The organism is Plantibacter sp. MMLR14_011 (genome assembly GCF_001865025.1).
GTDB lineage: Bacteria > Actinomycetota > Actinomycetes > Actinomycetales > Microbacteriaceae > Plantibacter > Plantibacter flavus_A.
This window is the reverse complement of record NZ_MJGW01000028.1, coordinates 295,726-312,590: the sequence shown is the minus strand read 5'-3', so window position 1 is coordinate 312,590 and position 16,865 is coordinate 295,726. Positions and strand designations below refer to the sequence as shown.

17 protein-coding genes are annotated in these 16,865 nt (G+C 70.7%); 9 read left to right on the top strand and 8 right to left on the bottom strand.

The window, feature by feature from the left end; all coding sequences use genetic code 11:
- The coding region (locus tag BIU99_RS12690; RefSeq protein WP_305790363.1) for an enolase C-terminal domain-like protein at nucleotides 1-399 on the top strand (399 nt) is incomplete at its 5' end.
- Between the two features lie 115 nt (nucleotides 400-514).
- On the opposite strand, the gene BIU99_RS12685 is transcribed toward BIU99_RS12690, so the two are convergent.
- From BIU99_RS12685 to BIU99_RS12670, 4 genes are all read right to left on the bottom strand, one after another.
- Nucleotides 515-1,405: an EamA family transporter gene (locus tag BIU99_RS12685; protein WP_071261506.1), complete on the bottom strand. Its 891-nt coding sequence runs from the start codon at nucleotides 1,403-1,405 to the stop codon at nucleotides 515-517.
- A gap of 239 nt (nucleotides 1,406-1,644) precedes the next feature.
- Nucleotides 1,645-2,049, bottom strand: a complete 405-nt coding sequence (locus BIU99_RS12680; RefSeq protein ID WP_064293914.1) for a RidA family protein — start codon at nucleotides 2,047-2,049, stop codon at nucleotides 1,645-1,647.
- Nucleotides 2,050-2,128: 79 nt separating this feature from the next.
- A complete protein-coding gene (locus tag BIU99_RS12675; protein ID WP_071261505.1) occupies nucleotides 2,129-2,902 on the bottom strand; it encodes an IclR family transcriptional regulator in 774 nt (257 codons plus the stop codon).
- Nucleotides 2,899-3,948 (bottom strand): sugar kinase, encoded by a 1,050-nt coding sequence (locus BIU99_RS12670; protein WP_064293912.1) that lies wholly within the window; start codon nucleotides 3,946-3,948, stop codon nucleotides 2,899-2,901. Before BIU99_RS12670 ends, BIU99_RS12675 begins: the two co-directional genes overlap by 4 nt.
- A 158-nt stretch (nucleotides 3,949-4,106) precedes the next feature.
- Here BIU99_RS12670 and BIU99_RS12665 point away from each other — a divergent pair, with 158 nt between their 5' ends.
- The 4 genes from BIU99_RS12665 to BIU99_RS12650 are packed head-to-tail and all read left to right on the top strand — an operon-like array spanning nucleotide 4,107 to nucleotide 9,236.
- Entirely contained in the window at nucleotides 4,107-5,411 is a 1,305-nt protein-coding gene (locus BIU99_RS12665; RefSeq protein WP_064293911.1) for an amino acid deaminase, read from the top strand.
- Between the two features lie 23 nt (nucleotides 5,412-5,434).
- On the top strand, nucleotides 5,435-6,094 hold the full coding sequence (locus BIU99_RS12660) for a bifunctional 4-hydroxy-2-oxoglutarate aldolase/2-dehydro-3-deoxy-phosphogluconate aldolase (protein ID WP_071261504.1): 660 nt from the start codon (nucleotides 5,435-5,437) through the stop codon (nucleotides 6,092-6,094).
- Complete coding sequence (locus tag BIU99_RS12655; RefSeq protein ID WP_175484390.1) at nucleotides 6,091-7,728, top strand: amidohydrolase family protein; 1,638 nt, start codon at nucleotides 6,091-6,093, stop codon at nucleotides 7,726-7,728. The genes BIU99_RS12660 and BIU99_RS12655 overlap by 4 nt, the downstream gene beginning before the upstream one ends.
- Before the next feature lie 38 nt (nucleotides 7,729-7,766).
- Nucleotides 7,767-9,236, top strand: a complete 1,470-nt coding sequence (locus tag BIU99_RS12650) for a GntP family permease (RefSeq protein ID WP_071261502.1) — start codon at nucleotides 7,767-7,769, stop codon at nucleotides 9,234-9,236.
- Between the two features lie 199 nt (nucleotides 9,237-9,435).
- Here the strand turns inward: BIU99_RS12650 and nucS are convergent, their stop codons facing one another.
- Both nucS and BIU99_RS12640 read right to left on the bottom strand, forming a co-directional pair.
- Nucleotides 9,436-10,131: an endonuclease NucS gene (gene nucS, locus BIU99_RS12645; RefSeq protein WP_064294112.1), complete on the bottom strand. Its 696-nt coding sequence runs from the start codon at nucleotides 10,129-10,131 to the stop codon at nucleotides 9,436-9,438.
- Between the two features lie 94 nt (nucleotides 10,132-10,225).
- Nucleotides 10,226-11,470 (bottom strand): MFS transporter, encoded by a 1,245-nt coding sequence (locus BIU99_RS12640; RefSeq protein WP_071261501.1) that lies wholly within the window; start codon nucleotides 11,468-11,470, stop codon nucleotides 10,226-10,228.
- Between the two features lie 114 nt (nucleotides 11,471-11,584).
- Here BIU99_RS12640 and BIU99_RS12635 point away from each other — a divergent pair, with 114 nt between their 5' ends.
- The 4 genes from BIU99_RS12635 (at nucleotide 11,585) to BIU99_RS12620 (ending at nucleotide 14,803) form a co-directional block, all read left to right on the top strand.
- A complete protein-coding gene (locus BIU99_RS12635) occupies nucleotides 11,585-12,652 on the top strand; it encodes a LacI family DNA-binding transcriptional regulator (protein ID WP_071261500.1) in 1,068 nt (355 codons plus the stop codon).
- Between the two features lie 79 nt (nucleotides 12,653-12,731).
- Complete coding sequence (locus BIU99_RS12630; protein WP_083397334.1) at nucleotides 12,732-14,018, top strand: amidohydrolase; 1,287 nt, start codon at nucleotides 12,732-12,734, stop codon at nucleotides 14,016-14,018.
- Nucleotides 14,019-14,023: 5 nt separating this feature from the next.
- The gene (locus tag BIU99_RS12625) at nucleotides 14,024-14,416 is read left to right on the top strand and encodes a YbjQ family protein (RefSeq protein WP_371263805.1); all 393 of its coding nucleotides are present in this window, start codon (nucleotides 14,024-14,026) and stop codon (nucleotides 14,414-14,416) included.
- A gap of 144 nt (nucleotides 14,417-14,560) precedes the next feature.
- Nucleotides 14,561-14,803, top strand: coding sequence for a hypothetical protein (locus BIU99_RS12620; RefSeq protein WP_139205426.1), 243 nt, complete (start codon nucleotides 14,561-14,563; stop codon nucleotides 14,801-14,803).
- 101 nt (nucleotides 14,804-14,904) lie between these two features.
- On the opposite strand, the gene BIU99_RS12615 is transcribed toward BIU99_RS12620, so the two are convergent.
- Together BIU99_RS12615 and BIU99_RS12610 are read right to left on the bottom strand one after the other, a co-directional pair.
- Nucleotides 14,905-15,534: a response regulator transcription factor gene (locus BIU99_RS12615; RefSeq protein ID WP_071261495.1), complete on the bottom strand. Its 630-nt coding sequence runs from the start codon at nucleotides 15,532-15,534 to the stop codon at nucleotides 14,905-14,907.
- Entirely contained in the window at nucleotides 15,531-16,805 is a 1,275-nt protein-coding gene (locus BIU99_RS12610; RefSeq protein ID WP_071261494.1) for a sensor histidine kinase, read from the bottom strand. The genes BIU99_RS12615 and BIU99_RS12610 overlap by 4 nt, the downstream gene beginning before the upstream one ends.
- Between the last annotated feature and the right edge of the window lie 60 nt (nucleotides 16,806-16,865).

Below are 16,865 nucleotides of genomic sequence, written 5' to 3'. Positions count from 1 at the left end.
CAGCAGATCATCCGCGAGCAGTTGATCGATTATGTGCGTGGTGCGGTGACGCACATGGGTGGGATCTCGCATCTGAAGAAGACGTTGGACTATGCGGCGCAGTACCAGATCAAGTCGGGCATGCACGGGCCGACGGACATCTCCCCGGTCGGGATGGCCGCCGCGATGCACCTGGGGTTGGCGATCCACAACTTCGGCATCCAGGAGTACATGAAGCACGGCGCCAAGACCGACGCCGTGTTCCAGCAGTCGTACACCTGGGAGGACGGCATGCTCCACCCGGGGGACCAGCCCGGCCTCGGTGTCGAGTTGAACGTGGACGAGGCGGGCAAGTACCCGTACCAGCGCGCCTACCTGCCCTACAACCGCCTCGCCGACGGCACCGTCCACGACTGGTGATCCCTGCGGCCAGCGCGGTGCGCTGACCCGACCGCGCCCCTGTGGCGTGAGTGCGCCCCTCCGGAGGCCCGCGCTCACGTCGCAGGGGCGCGCTCGCGAAGGCCTCGGAGCCAGGTCAGCCCGCGAGGAGGGCGACGCCGATCACGACGACGGTCGCCGCGGCGATCCGGCGCACGGGTCGGCCCTCGCGGAGCACGAGTGCACCGAACAGGCTGACGAGGATGACGCTCACCTCGCGCATCGGCGCGACGAGGGCGACCGGTGCCATGGTGATGGCGACGAGCACGAGGATGTACGACATCGGCGAGAGCACCCCGAAGGCGAGGATGCGTGGCCAGTGGGCGCGCAGGACCGCCGGCAGCTCGCGTGCCCGGCGACCGAGCGAACCGGAGAACAGCACGACCTCGACCGCGGTGCAGCCGACCATGTACGCGACGGGCGAGGCGCCCCACGTGCGGACGGCGTGCGCGTCCCAGATCGTGTAGGCCGCGATCGCGACCCCGGTGAGGAGTCCGAAGGCGACTGCAGGGTCGATGCGTCGTCGCGTGGCGCGTACGTCGACGGCGACCGGTGACGGGTCGCTCCCACGATCGACGAAACCGATCGCGACGACGCCGACCACGATCGCCGCGACACCGAGAAGCGCGAGCAGTGACGGGCGTTCACCGAGGATGAGGACGGCGATGATCACGCTGATCGTCGGGCCGGTGCCGCGCGCCGTGGCGTAGACGGTGGAGAGGCGTCCGCTGGCGTAGCCGCGTTGCAGCACGAGCATGTAGACGTAGTGCAGCACGGCGGAGACCACGACGCCGATGGCGAAGCCGGTGAGGTCGTCCGTACCTAGCCCGCCGGTGAAGGGGACGACGATCGCCCACAGCACGGTGCTCGACACGGCCCCCCACCAGAGGAAGGGCATGCCGATCCGGCTGACGCCGTGGGCGACGATGTTCCACGCCGCGTGGCAGACCGCGGCGGCGAGGACGATGGTGACGGCGAGCAGAGACACGTGAGACCCTTCCGATCCTCGCGGGCGCGACGATCAGGGTCCTCCGGGCTTTTGTCCTGTCAGATGACGGCCGTCGGCTGGCCGCCGACCGTGGCGCCGCTCGGACCAGTCGAGCTGTCGCTCCGGAACCCTAGGCGCTATCGCGCACCACGCTACCAGCCTCCGGCGAGACGTGTTCGTTCGCCCGAAGATGGGCGAACGAACGCTCATTCGCCCGAACTCGGGCGAATGGACGTGCGTCAGTCGACGATCGCGATGGCGTCGATCTCGACGAGCATCTCCTCGCGGGGGAGGCCCGTGAAGACCGTGGTGCGGGAGGGCAGGACGCCACCCTTGACGCGCGAGCCGACGAACTCGCCGTAGGCGTCGTTCATGATCGCGAAGTCCTCGCGCTTGGTGAGGTAGACGCGCAGCATCATGACGTCGTCGAAGGTCGCGCCGCCGGCCGCGAGGATGGCCTCGACGTTCTGCAGGGTGCGGGTGGTCTGCGCGGCGACGTCGCCCGGGAACAGGTACTCGTTCGTCGCGGGGTCGACGGGGCCCTGGCCGGAGACCTGGACGAAGTTGCCCTTGCGGACGCCCTGGGAGAAGGTGTGCGCGGGAGCCGGGGCGTCGGTGGTGGAGATGGCGGTGCGTTCGGTCATGGGGTGTGTCCTTCGGTTGGTGGCCCTTCGACAAGCTCAGGGACCGGGGTAGGTGATCAGGGACGGGACGGGTGGGAGGTCAGGAGGTTACGGGTGCCTCCGCGGGCGCCGGTGGCGCGTAGCCGAGTTCGGTGGAGATCGCGGTTGTGGTGGCAAGGAGCTGCGGCAGGAGGGCGCGGACGCCGCTGTGGGGGAGCACCATGGTGGGGACGGAGATCGACACCGCCGCGGTGACCCGGCCGTCGGGCCCGAAGACCGGAGCGGCCACGCAGTTCATGAAGCTCTCGTGCTCCTCGTGGTCCTCGGCCCATCCGCGTTCGGTCGAACGCTCGATCTCGGCGAGCAGGGCGTCGGCGTCGGTGATGGTCTTGTCGGTGTACCGCTCGAACACGATGCCCGTGACGACGCGTCGACGCTCCGCCTCGTCGAGTCCGCCGAGGAGGACCTTCGCGACGCCGGTCGCGTACAGGGAGGCCGGCAGGCCGACGCGCGAATACATGCGGAGGGGCTGACGCGACTCGACCTTGTCGATGTAGAAGACGGAGCCGCCCTCGTAGGCGGCGAGGTGCACCGTCTGGCCCGTGGCCGCCCCCAGCGCCCGGATGTGCGGAGCGGCGACGCCGCGGACGTCCTGCTCGTCGAGCGCGGTCTGGGTCAGCTCGAACATCGCGCGCCCGAGGTGGTACCGGAACGACGCGTCGCGCGTGACGAAGCCGTGCTCCTCGAGCGTGTTGAGCAGGCGCAGCACCGTGGTCTTGTGCACACCGGCCGTCGCCGCGAGCGCGTCGAGGGAGTTGGTGCCCGAGACGATCTCGCGGAGGAGGTCGAGCGCGCGGGACAGGGACTGGCTCATGCGTCGATCATCCCGTGTGCGCCGACGGTGGTCCACGGCAGTGGGCGCTCTGCGGTGATGCGCCACGACGCCCATTCCTCATCGGTCGCCTCGACGATGGTGCTGACACCCTGGGCGTCCGGCACGAGCTCGGGGCGGTCGCCGTGGCAGACGAGCGTCGACGCCGCTACCGCGTGGCCGAGCCGCGTGCAGGCGGTGTCGGAGCGACCCGAGGCCAGCCCGGCGAGGTAGCCGGCGGCGAACGCGTCGCCCGCACCGACGGTCTCGACGACGTCGACCGACAACGACCGCACGTCGACGCCCGCCTCGGACCCGCGGTGGAGGGTGGTCGCGGCGTTCTCCTCGTCCTTGAGCACGATGCGCCGCAGGGTCGGCAGCTCGGCGAAGAGGCGGGTGGCGTCCGTGTGGCCGAAGAACAACTCCGCTTCGTCGACGCCCAGGAACAGGACGGACGCCTGGTCGAGCAGGCGATGCAGCGGGGCGGTCGAGCGACGCTCCCAGAGTCGCGGCCGGAAGTTGAGGTCGACGCTCAGGACGGTGTCTCGGGGGAGCGCGTCGCCCAGCTCGCCTACGAGCAGCGCGGTCGAGTCGGACAGCGCCGGGGTGATGCCGGAGGTGTGCACGATGGCCGAGGCGGTGATGGCCGCCCGGGTCGCTTCGTGCCCAAGGGTGTCGGCGCTGAGCTGCGACGCGGCGGACTCGCTGCGGTAGTAGTGCATCCGCGGCCGACGGTCGCCGTCGGCGCTCACGACCGTCTCCTTGACGTAGAGGCCGGTGGGCCGGTGGTCGTCACGCTCGACGGCGTCGGTGAGGACGCCGTCGAGCCGGGCCGTCTCGAGGATGTAGTCGCCGAACCCGTCGTCGCCGAGGCGTGAGATCCAGTGGGTCGGGATGCCCAGGCGCGCGAGGCTGGAGGCGACGTTGAACTCGGCACCGCCGACGCCCGTCCGGTATTCGCGGGCTTCGGCGACCGGGAGCTGCCCCTCGGGCAGGAGGACGACCATCGCTTCGCCGATCGTGCTCACGGTGGACGGTGATGTCGTCATCACGGTTCCCCTCGCGTCTCGGCCGGGTCCGGTTGACGGCCTGTGGATGCAATGCTAGAACAGACGTAGCGCTGAGTGCAATGTGCGTTGCAAGATGCGCAACGCTCGACGCTCACGGTGTCGGTGGGCGCAGCGCTCGATCGCGAAACGAGGAGACCATGACGGACGACTTCGATGCCGGTGCACTGGGCGTGCTCGACGGCAGCCTCAAGGGCTTCCCACCGGCGTCCGTCGGGACCGACGCCGCCACGTTCCTCGCCGGCCGACCGGCGCTCGCCGACTTCACGACGCCGCTCGTCACGCTCGACCGCTCGGCGGTCACCGACAACGTCGAGACCATGCGACAGTGGTGCGACCGCGCCGGGGTGGGCCTCGCGCCGCACGGCAAGACCACGATGAACCGGGCCCTGTGGCAGCGTCAGCTCGACGCGGGTGCCTGGGGCATCACCGTCGCGACCCCGTGGCAGCTCTCCGTCGCGCTCGACTGGTCGATTCCCCACATCATGCTGGCCAACGCCCTCGTACAGCCCGAACACCTGCGCGCCGTCGGGCGGGCCCTCGCCAGCGGCGACGCCGAGATCGTCGTGTGGGCCGACTCCGTCCGCGCCGTGCAGATCATGTCGCGCGTGCTCGCCGAGCAGCCACCGCGTCGCCCGCTCCACGTGCTCGTGGAACTCGGTGCGCCGGGTGGCCGCACCGGAGCCCGGGACCACGCCACCGCGCTCGAGATCGCCGAGGCCGTCGTCGCCTCGCCCGAGCTCGCGCTCGCCGGCGTCAGCGGCTACGAGGGGGCCCTCGCGCACCACGGCGACGACGGCTCGCTGCAGATCGTGCGTGATTACCTGACCTCGCTCGCCGAGCTGCACACCGGGCTCCTCGCCGCCGGCCGCTACGACGATCGCGTCGAGACCCTCATCGTGACCGCCGGGGGCAGTGCCTACTTCGACGTGGTCGCCGAGGTCCTCGCGGAACTGCGCGACCTCGACGGTGCTCGCGGACGCGCCGTCGACGTGCTGCTGCGCTCCGGCGCGTATGTCACCCACGACGACGGCTTCTACCGGGGGATCACCCCGCTGGGCCGCCACGAGGGCACCGGCGACTTCCGCTCCGCGATCCACGGCTGGGCGACGATCGTCTCCCGCCCCGAGCCCGGCCTCGCGCTCGTCGACGGCGGGAAGCGCGACTTCCCCTTCGACGAAGGGCTCCCCGAGGTGCAGGGCGTCCGCCGCGCCGGATCCGCCACCGTCGAACCACTCCCGGGCGCGACGACCACGGCCATGAACGACCAGCACACCTTCGTCTCCCTGCCGCCCGGCAGCGACGTCGAGGTCGGCGACGTCATCCGCCTGGGCCTCTCCCACCCGTGCACCACCTTCGACAAGTGGCGTGCGCTCGTGGTCATCGACGACGTCCGTCTCGCCGAACCGAGCGCCGTCGACGCCGTCACCACCACCTTCGGCTGAGCCGAACCGAACAGGAGCCCCGCATGACGCTCGAGACCCCTCCCACCACGCCGCACCCCCTCGACGCCCTGTACGCCGACCGCGCCATCGCCGTCGTCCGCGTGCCCGTCATCCCCGACCCGGTCGAACTCTGCCGGGCGCTCGCCGCGGGCGGGATCCGCAGTGTGGAGTTCACCTTCACCACGCCGGGCGTCGAAGCCCTGATCCGTGCCGCGGCCGACGCGATCGGTGACCACGGGGCCGTGATCGGCGCGGGGACGGTCGTGGACCGCGACACCGCGCAGCGCGCCATCGACAGCGGTGCGCAGTTCCTGGTCACGCCCGGTCTGAGCGAGGAGGTGGCCGAGGTCGCCACCGCCGCCGGTATCCCCTTCCTGCTCGGTGCGATGACGCCGAGCGAGGTCATGCGCGCCGCGTCGCTCGGTTCCCACGCGGTGAAGATCTTCCCGGCCGCCGCCATGGGGCCCGGCTTCCTCAAAGACCTCAAGGGTCCGTTCCCTGGTCTCCGGCTCGTGCCGTCGGGCGGACTGCACGCCGGCAACGCCCGTGAGTACATCCAGGCCGGCGCAGCCGCCGTGACCGCGGGGTCGAGTGTGGTCGGTGCGGCCGACGTCGCCGCGGCCGATTGGGCCGGGGTCACCGAGCGTGCGACCGCCTTCACCGCGGCGGCACTCCTGCCGTGACGTCGCGACCGACGGACGGAGCGCGCGCGGTGGTCATCCGCGGCGCTCGCATCGTCGACGGCACCGGCGGACCGAGCGTGCACGGGTCGCTCCGCATCGACGGGGGCCGCATCGCTTCGATCGGGGCGTCTGCGGAAGCCGACGCACCCGCTGACGCCCTGATCATCGACGCCGTCGGTCTCGTCGCATCGCCCGGCTTCATCGACATGCACGCACACTCCGACCTCGCGGTCCTCCGCGACCACGAGCACCTCGCCAAGGTCTCGCAGGGCGTCACCACGGAGGTCCTCGGACAGGACGGGCTCTCCTACGCCCCGACGGACGACCGCACGATGTCGATCGTCCGGCAGCAGATCGCCGGCTGGAACGGGCAACCCGACGACGTCGACTTCGCGTGGCGGACCGTCGGCGAGTACCTCGACCGGGTCGACCGCGGGACCGCGCTGAACGTCGCCTACCTGGTGCCGCAGGGCTCCGTCCGGATGCTCGTGGTCGGCACCGAGAACCGGGCTGCGACCGCCGACGAGATCGCTCGGATGCAGGAGCTCGTCGCCGCCGGCATGCGGGAGGGCGCGGTCGGGATGTCCTCCGGCCTCACCTACGTGCCCGGCATGTTCGCCGACACCGAGGAACTCGTCGCGCTGTGCCGCACCGTCGCGGAGCACGGCGGCTTCTACGCACCGCACCAGCGCTCGTACGGCAAGGGTGCACTCGAGGCGTACGCGGAGATGATCGACATCAGTCGTCGTTCCGGCTGCGCACTGCACCTCACGCACGCGACGATGAACTTCGGCGTCAACGCCGGCCGGGCCGCCGAACTCGTGGCCCTCATCGACGCCGCCATCGCGGACGGCGTCGACATCACGCTCGACACCTATCCGTACCTGCCGGGTTCGACGACCCTGTCGGCGTTGCTGCCGAGCTGGGCGGCGGTCGGCGGGCCGGACGCGACGATCGAGCGTCTGGGCGACGAGGAGGTCCGGGCGCGGATCCGATACGAGCTCGAGGTGCTCGGCACCGATGGCTGTCACGGTGTCGTCACCGACTGGGCCACGATCGAGATCTCCGGCGTCGCGAACCCCGAGCTCGCCGGCTTCGTCGGGCGGACCGTCGCCGACATCGCCGCCGAGGATGCGGGACACGCATGGTCGGGCGACCCGACGGCCCTGTTCTTCGCGCTGCTCGAAGCCGACCGGCTCGCGACCGGCATCCTCCAGCACGTCGGCGACGAGGCCAACGTGCGCACGATGATGGTGCACCCGGCCCACACGGGCGGGAGCGACGGGATCCTGATCGGCGCGAAGCCACACCCGCGTGCCTGGGGCACCTTCCCGCGCTACCTCGGCCACTACGTCCGCGAAGAGGGGGTGCTCGGGCTGGAAGACGCCGTCGCCCACCTCACCTCGCGGCCGGCTGCGCGCCTCGGCCTCAGCGACCGCGGCGTGCTCCGCGTCGGAGCCGTGGCCGACCTCGTCCTGTTCGACCTCACGACCATCGCCGACCGCGCGACGTTCGCCGAGCCCCGGCAGCAGGCCGCCGGCATCCCGTGGGTGTTCGTGAACGGTGCCGCCGTCATCGCCGACGGTCGACGCACCGACGCCGTCCCCGGCCGCTCGATCCGCCGCCCGGCCTGACCGCTTCCCCCGCCTCCCACCGATCCAGAAGGTCTCCCATGCCCATCAACGCCCTCGCGCGCAGCGTCGCGGCCGCCGCTCCAGCATCGAGCGACCCCATCGGCTGGTTGCAGCAGACCACGCCCGGCCTGCTCATCCTGTGTGCCGTCGCCATCGCGGTGCTGCTGTTCCTCATCATCCGGGTGAAGCTCGAACCGTTCATCTCGCTCTTCATCGTCGGCATCGGCCTGGCTCTCGCGACCGGGACGAGCATCTACCAGATCGTCGGCGTGGCCGTGCCGGACCCCTTCGACGACGAGCAGATCAAGCCGGGGGCGTCGCTCCTCGAGACCGGCTTCGGCGGGATCCTCGGGCACATCACGATCATCATCGGTCTCGGCACCGTGCTCGGCGCGATCCTGGAGCGCTCCGGTGGCGCTGACGTCCTCATCCGGAAGCTGCTCGGTCGCTTCGGGGAACGCGGTGCTCCGATCGCGATGGGGCTCACCGGTCTCATCTTCGGCATCCCCGTGTTCTTCGACGTCGGCATCTTCGTCCTCGCGCCCCTCGTCTACATCACCGCGCGTCGCGGCGGGAAGTCGCTCGTGCTCTACGCGCTCCCGATGCTCGCCGGCCTCTCGATGACGCACGCGTTCCTGCCGCCGCACCCGGGCCCGACGGCGCTCGCCGGCACCTTCGAGGTCGGGCTCGGCTGGCTCATCCTCATGGGCTTCCTCTGCGGCATCCCAGCCTTCATCGCGTCGGGCATCGCCTGGCCGCTCTGGATCGGGAAGCGCGTCATGGTCTCGGTTCCCGAGGAGTACGTCCTGGAGCCCGAGGACGACGCCCCCGAGCGCAAGGACGTCTCGCTCTGGAGCGTCGGTCTCATCATCATCACGCCGATCCTGCTGATCCTCGCCGCCACCTTCGGTGCCCTCGCCTTGCCGAACGGACCCGTCCTCGAAGCGTTGACGCTCATCGGCAACCCGGCGGTCGCGCTCACGATCGCCGTCTGCCTCGCGTACTACGTGCTCGGGGTGCGGCGCGGCATGACGCTCGCCGAACTGGGCGAGCTCTCCGGCCAGTCGCTCCGACCGATCGGCATGATCCTGCTCGTCGTCGGTGCGGGTGCGTTCTTCGGCGCCGTCATCTCGGCGACGGGGGTGGGCGCGGCGTTGGCCGAGGTGCTCGGTTCGCTCGGCCTGCCGATCATCGTGTCCGCGTACCTCATCAGTTCCGGCCTCCGCATCGCGCAGGGCTCGGCGACCGCGGCCATCGTGATCACGGCGGGGATCCTGCAGCCGGTCGTGCTCGCGGGTGACTACTCGCAGCCGCAGCTGGCGCTCATCGGCATCGCGATCGCCGCGGGTTCGATCACGCTCTCGCACGTCAACGACGGTGGGTTCTGGATCATCGCGAAGTACTTCAACATGTCGGTGAAGCAGACGCTCGCGACCTGGACCGTGCTCGAGACGATCCTTTCGATCGTCGGCTTCGGGATGGTCGCCCTCATCTGGCTGTTCGTCTAGCCCGAGTCGTGACCGTCGGTCCAGTGCCTTTCTCAGGAGAGTCCGGGCGTGTCGGTGCCGGGTGAAGCCGGCGCGCCGGCGGACTCCTGAGAAAGGTCACTGAGCGGTAGGTTGTGCCTTTCTCAGGAGTGTGCGGGCGTGTCGGTGCCTGGTGAAGTCGGCGCGCCGGAGGACTCCTGAGAAAGGGACTCAGTCGACGTCAGAAGAGGCGGGAGTCGCTGTCGTCGAGGCCACGCATCGCGTCGTAGTCGAGGACGACGCAGCGGATGCCGCGGTCCTGGGCGAGGGTGCGCGCCTGCGGCTTGATCTCCTGAGCGGCGAACACGCCCTGCACGGGAGCGAGGAGTGGGTCGCGGTTCATGAGTTCGAGGTAGCGGGTGAGCTGCTCGACGCCGTCGATGTCGCCGCGGCGCTTCAGTTCGACCGCGACGGACGCCCCGGTCGCGTCGGTGGCGAGGATGTCGACCGGGCCGATCGCGGTCATGTACTCGCGGCGGATGAGTCGGTAGCCGTCACCGAGGAGCTCGATCTGCTCGGCGAGGAGCTTCTGCAGGTGTGCTTCGACGCCGTCCTTCTGGAGGCCCGGGTCGACGCCGAGTTCGTGCGCGCTGTCGTGGTGGACTTCGTGGATCGACACGATGAGGGCGTCACCGGTCTTCTTGTGCGTGACCTTCCACAGCTCGGTGATCCCGGCCGCGGCCTGCGTCTCGTCGGGCTCGACCGTCGTGAGCACGCAGGGCGGGCTCATCCAGTTCAGCGGCTTGTAGGAGCCGCCGTCGGAGTGGACGAGCAGGCTGCCGTCGTTCTTCACCATGAGGAGCCGTTTGGCGAGCGGCAAGTGAGCCGACAACCGTCCGGCATAGTCGACCGAGCACTCCGCAATCACCAAACGCACGACGACGAGCCTACCGCGACACCGCAGCACGTCCATTCGCCCATGTTCGGGCGACGGAACCCCGAATCGCCCGAATATGGGCGGACGAACGGGCTCAGCGCTTGCGGCGGCTGCTCTCGCGGGCGGCCGGAGAGGCAAGGCCGGCGAACACGATGAGCACGAGCACGACGAACAGGGCGTTCAGGAGACCGATGGCGTCGCCGAGGATGCCGATGAGCGGCGGACCGACGAGGAACGCGCAGTAGCCGATCATCGCGACGGCACTCACCCGTGCCGCGGCGCGCTTGGAGTCGTCGGCCGCGGCTGACATGCCCACCGGGAACCCGAGCGAGGCGCCGAGTCCCCAGAGCACGGTGCCGAGGATCATCAGTCCGGTCACCGGCGTCAGGATGAACAGGACGAGCCCGGCGATCGCGGCTCCAGCCGACACCCGGAGCACCGGCACCCGTCCGAAGCGGTCGATGAGGGGCCCGCCGACGATGCGACCGACGGTCATCGCGGTGACGAAGACCCCGTAGACGAGCGCGCCGGTCGTGTTGCTCTGCCCGTGGCCGTCGACGACGGCCAAAGCGAGCCAGTCGTTGGCACTGCCCTCGGCGAACGCCATTCCGAGGATGATGACGCCGATGAGGATGAGCCGGCCGTCCGCCCAGACCGAGAGGCTCTCGCGGAGACGCTCCTGCCACGGCGTCTTCGGTGCGTCGTCGGCCTCGGCGGCCACGTCCTGCTGGACCGGGACGAAGCGTACGGCGACGACGGTCGCGACGGTGATGGCGACCGCCATGATGAGCGCGTGCCAGAACACCTCGAGGCCGATCGCCGAGGCCAGAGCGCCGAGCCCCGCTCCGGCGACCGTGCCGAAGCTGAAGCACGCGTGCATCAGCGGCATCACCGTCTTGCCGAGTTCCTGTTCGGCCGCGGCTCCCTCGACGTTCATCATCACGTCGAGGGCTCCGTTTCCGAAGCCGAAGACGATGAGCCCGACCAGCACGATCCCAGCGAGCGGTACGAGGCTCGCGCCGACGCCGATGAGGAGGAGTCCGGTCGCGACGAGCCCGAGCACCAGCTGCATACCTCGCCGCGGTCCGAGTCGTGCGAGCAGGTGCTGGGAGGCGACGAGGCCGACGACCGATCCGATCGACATGCCCAGGATGAGCAGCCCGACGGTGCCGGTGGTGAGTCCGAGGTTGTCGCGGATGGCGGGGATGCGGGCCACCCACGTCGCGATGCTGAGGCCGCTGAGGGCGAAGACCACGAAGATCGCGTTCCGCCAGGCGAGCAGTTCGCGGCGTGGTCGTAGGGCGACGGGGTCGGTGTGCGGGTTGGTCGGCTCTGACACGTGGTCCTCGGGTTCGATGCTGGTGCGCCTGGGCGCCGTGTGGAACGGGTGGTGAAGCCCGTGGATCGGGAGGCTATCGAATCGATTCGATTCCGTCGACTAAGCTAGCAGACCGTGGACCAGGAAACACGCCCCTCGCGACCGACGCTCGCCGATGTCGCCGAGCGCGCGGGGGTGTCACCATCGACCGCCTCGCTCGCGTTCAGCGGCGCCGGACCCGTGTCCGAAGCGACCAAGCAGCGCGTGCTGCAGGCTGCCGCCGACCTCGACTACGCCGGACCCGACCCCCGGGCCCGCTCCCTCCGTCAGGGACGCAGCGGCATCGTGGGAGCCGTCGTCGCCGGCCGGATCGGGCACTCCTTCCGCGACCCCGTGATGGTCCAGACCCTCGACGGACTCGCCGACGAGCTCGGTGCGGTCGGCGCGGGACTCCTCCTGCTGAACGACGCGCAGGAGGGCACCCTGCAGTTGAGCAACGCGCCGATGGACGGCGTCGTCCTCATCGGCTGCAGTCCGAACCTCGACAGCTCGGTCGCGATCCTCAGTCGACGGGGGATGCCGATCGTGTCGATCGAGGGCCTCGCAGCCCTCGGCGTGCCCGACATCGCCGTCGACAACCGCGGCGGCGTGCGTGCGGAGGCCCAGCACCTCGCCGACCTCGGCCACGAGCGCGTCGCCGTCGTCACCCTCAACCTCGATCCGACCGAACGCCGCGGCCCGCTCACGCCCGAGTGGGAGCGATCCGCCACGACGGTCCCCGCGATCGAGCGCCTGCAGGGCCTCCGCGACGTCTTCCCCGACGCGCAGGGGTTCGTCACCACGGGGTCATCGCTCGAAGAGGGCCGGGTCGCCGGACACTCGATCCTCGACGTCCCGGCGGATGAACGCCCGACGGCGATCGCCGCGCAGAGCGACCTCCTGGCCGCCGGCGTCATCCGCGCAGCCGAGGAGCTCGGCATCGCCGTCCCCGCAGAGCTCAGCGTGGTCGGGTTCGACGGCATCCGGGTCGAGGGGCTCGACTACGACCTCACGACGGTGTGGCAGCCCTCACGCGAGAAGGGTTCGGCCGCGGGCCGTGCGATCATCGCCATGCTCGACGGCCGCGATCCGGAGTGCGAGCAGTTCAGCGTCCGCTTCCACCCCGGCGCGACGACGGCACGGGTCCCCGCTCCACAGCGCTGAGGTCTCGCCGGGGTTTCGACAGATCCTGCCGCGCGGCGGACCCGCCCCGTAGGGTGGAGGCGACGCTCGAAGGAGACCCATGACCGACCAGCCCATCGCCACCGCAGCACTCGTCCAGCAGGAGGCGGCGGCGCTCGCCGCGTCTCTCGCCCCGGTCTACAAGGATCTCCACGCCAATCCGGAGCTCTCCTTCGCGGAGCACCGGACCGCCGCCCTCGTCGCGGATCGCATCACCGGCCTCGGGTACGGGGTCGCGACGGGGATCGGCGGCACCGGCGTCGTCGGCGTCCTGGAGAACGGCGAAGGTCCGACGGTCCTGCTGCGGGCCGACATGGACGGCCTGCCCGTCCTCGAGGAGACGGGCCTCGATTACGCGAGCGTCGCACGCGGGGTCGACCCGGAGGGTAACGACGTCCCGGTCATGCACGCCTGCGGCCACGACGTCCACGTCACCTGCCTGCTGGGCGCCGCCGAACTGCTCGCCACACGGCGCGACACCTGGTCCGGGACGCTCGTCGTCCTGTTCCAGCCGGCCGAGGAGGCCGGTGGCGGTGCGCAGGCGATGGTCGACGACGACCTCTACGCACGCGTCCCGAAGCCCGACATCGTGTTCGGCCAGCACGTCGGTCCGCTGCCGGCCGGTGTCGTCGGCACGCACGGCGGGCCGTCGTTCGCCGCGACCGACGCCTACCGCGTCACCTTCCACGGCCGCGGCGGGCATGGATCCCGCCCGCAGTCGACGATCGACCCGATCGTGATGGCGGCGTCGGCGGTCGTCCGCCTGCAGAGCATCGTGTCCCGCGAGGTCGCCGGGACCGACACCGCGGTGCTCACCGTCGGCACGATGCACGCCGGCACCAAGAACAACATCATCCCCGACACCGCGCAGATCGGCGTCAACATCCGCAGCTACGAGCCGCACGTGCGCGACCGCGTCGTCGGCTCCATGGAGCGCATCATCCGGGCCGAGGCCGCGGCGTCGGGCGCCGAGCGGGAACCGGTGATCGAACACACCGAGGCCTTCCCGGTGCTCGTGAACGATCCCGCGGCGACCGGTGCGGTGAGCGCCGTGTTCGCCGACGCCTTCGGTGCCAACCGCGTCGTCGACCCCGGGCTCGTCACGGGCAGCGAGGACGTCGGCATGCTCGCCACGGCCGCGGACGCGCCCATCGTCTACTGGATCCTCGGCGGCGCCGACCCGCAAGCCTTCGCCGCGGCCTACGCGTCGGGGCGCATGGAGCAAGACCTCCCGGGCAACCACTCCTCGAAGTTCGCCCCGCTCATCCACCCGACGCTCGACACCGGCATCGCCGCCCTCTCGCTCGCCGCCCTGTCGCGGCTCTCCGGAACGGCGGCGACCGCGTGATCGTCGTGACGACGGACACCGTCGCCGGACACCGCATCGACGCCGTCCTCGGCGAGGTCGTCGGGCTCACCGTGCGGGCTCGCGACTGGGGATCCTCGATGTCGATCGGCTTCTCGGCGCTCGGCGGCGGCGAAGTCCCGGGGATGACCCAGCTGCTGTTCGAGTCCCGCCAGGAGGTCATGCGACGCCTGGTGGCCGACGCGGAACAGCGCGGCGCGAACGCGGTCCTCGCGATGCGTCTCGAGACCACCGACATCGGCGGTGCGTGGACGCAGCTGACCGCCTACGGCACCGCGGCGTACCTCGTCCCGATCCCCGCGGGCGAGCCCGGAGCCACCGGCCAGTCCGCCTATGCAGCGGCGCAACCCGACGCCCCGAAGCCCCGGGGTCAGGTCTAGTCCGACGATCGGTCGCGAACGGCGGGAGTGAATCGATCGCACCCGCCGCTCGCGAAATCGGTGGTTGATGGCTGTGGTGTCCGCGCGCTAGCGTGGCTGCACTGCGGCGACAGGGGGTCGCCGCAAGGAGGATCGGGGGATCTGATGCGCAGACGAATGGCGAGGTTCCTGGCCGCGGTAGGCCTCGGCGCGGCACTGGTGGTGGGTGGTGCAACGGCGCCGGCGAGCGCCGCGCCGCAGGTCTGGTACCAGATCACCGGGTCGGTGAAGGCCGACTGCTCGGCCATGTCCGCCAAGTACCGGGGCCTCGGAGCTCGCATTTACACGGGATGCCACCAGCGTTCCTACGACAAGCAGTGGGCGTTCTCCTACTACTGGCCGAGCTGAGCCGCGGAGCCGGGGGCCTTCGTCGGTCGGCCTTGCAGCGCGAGCTGGTCGAGGTCGAAGTCGTCCGACCCGCCCCGTGGCTCGCGCCGGTGCGGTGCGGCTCAGAGCAGGCGGAGCTCCTGGGCACGGGTGACGGCCCGGGTGCGGTCGGCCACCTCGAGCTTCTCGAAGACGTGCAGCAGGTGCGTCTTCACCGTCGACTCCGAGATGAAGAGCGCTGCCGCGATCGCGCGGTTGCTGTTTCCGGCGGCGACGAGCGCGAGGACCTCGAGCTCGCGAGCGCTGAGCTGCGGGCGGGTCGGTGCCCCACCCTGCATGCGGCCGACGAGCGTCGCCGCGATCGTGGGCGCGAGCACCGTCTGACCGGCGACCACTGAACGGATGCCGGCCAGGATCTCCTGCTCGGGCGCCGCCTTCAACAGGTAGCCGCCGGCTCCGGCCTCGATCGCGCCGAGGATGTCGTCGTCGGTCTCGTAGGTCGTGAGGACGAGCACCCGGACGCCTGGCACGCGCTGCACGATGCGCGCTGTCGCCTCCGCGCCGCCGAGGACCGGCATGCGCAGGTCCATGAGCACGAGGTCCGGCCGGTGCTCCTCGGCTGCCGCGACCGCCGCAGCGCCGTCCGCCACCTCGGCCACGACCTCGAGGTCGTCCGCGCGCCCGAGCAGTGCGACGATGCCCGATCGCACGATGGGGTGGTCGTCCGCGACGACGATCCTGATCCGTGTCATCGTGTGTCCTGTCTGGTCCCTGAGCTTGTCGGAATCCCGGTCGCTGAGCTCGTCGAAGGGCTCGCTTCGATCGTCACCGGCACTCGCACCCGAACCGTCGTCCCCGCTCCGGCGGCACTCGTGAGTTCCACCGTCCCACCGAGCAGCGTCACCCGGTCGTGCATGCCGTGCAGCCCGAAGCCCGCGCCCGGGCTGGTCCCGAGGAGCGCGCCGTCCGGGTCCGCGATCCCGACGCCGTCGTCGGTGATCCGCAGTTCGGCCCAGCCGTCGTCGACGGTGAGCACGAGCTCGACGCGGGCGGCGGAGGCGTGCTTCCGGATGTTCGCGAGCCCTTCCTGGGCGCTCCGGAGCAGCACGACCTCGGGTGCCCGCTCGAACCGTTCGGACGGGGCGTCGATGTCGACAGCCACGCCGGTCTCGCGGGCGAACCGCTCGCCCAAGCGTCGGAGGCTGTCACCGAGCGTCGTGTCGGCGGCCGGCATCGCCGCCGTCGTGGCCACGAGGGATCTCGCCTCGCGGAGGGCGTCGCGCGCCGTGCTCTCGATGAGGTCGATGCTGTCGAGGGCGGCGACCGGGCGACCGTCCAGCGGGGAGGCGTCCGGCGTGCCTGCGACGGTCGCGCCGACCTCGGAGCGGGCCCGTTGAGCGAGCAGCACCACGCTCGTGAGGCTCTGCGCGATCGTGTCGTGGATGTCGCGCGCCATGCGTTCCCGTTCGGCGGCCGCTCCGGCTTCCCGGCTCGCCCGTTCCGTTTCGGCCTGGGCCGCCTGCAGACTGACCAGGAGTCGTGCCTTCTCGTCGCCGAGCTCGGCGATCCGGGTGATCCAGAGACCGAGGGACAGCGCGAAGACGAGCGAGACGCTCTGGATCGCGAGTCCCTGCAGGATCACGTCGGGGGTGGCGCCCAGCCCGACGATGAAGCCGAGGGCGAGGGTCGCGGCGCTCGCGATGTTGAGGATGATCGCGTTCCGGGTGTTCGGTGTCAGCACCCACAGCAGCGGGAACACGAGGCACTGCAGGGTCAGGACGTTCGGGGAGAACGCCGTCCCGACGGCGGTGAGCGCGATGAGGGTGATCGCGAACCAGAGCCCGCCCTGCGGTCGCTCCAGGGTGCGTCGCCCGACCGTGTAATACACGAGGCAGAGCGCCGCCAGCACGATCCAGACGCCGACGACCCGTTCCGGCGTCCCGGCAGCGCTGACACTGACGAGCGCGCCGACGATCACGCACCCCGCGCCGAACGCGACATCCCACCACCGTCGTCCGTCCATGTCCCAACCCTCCCATCCCTGCTCGCGAACTGTCACTTCCTGCTGGTTCCGGTGGCGTAC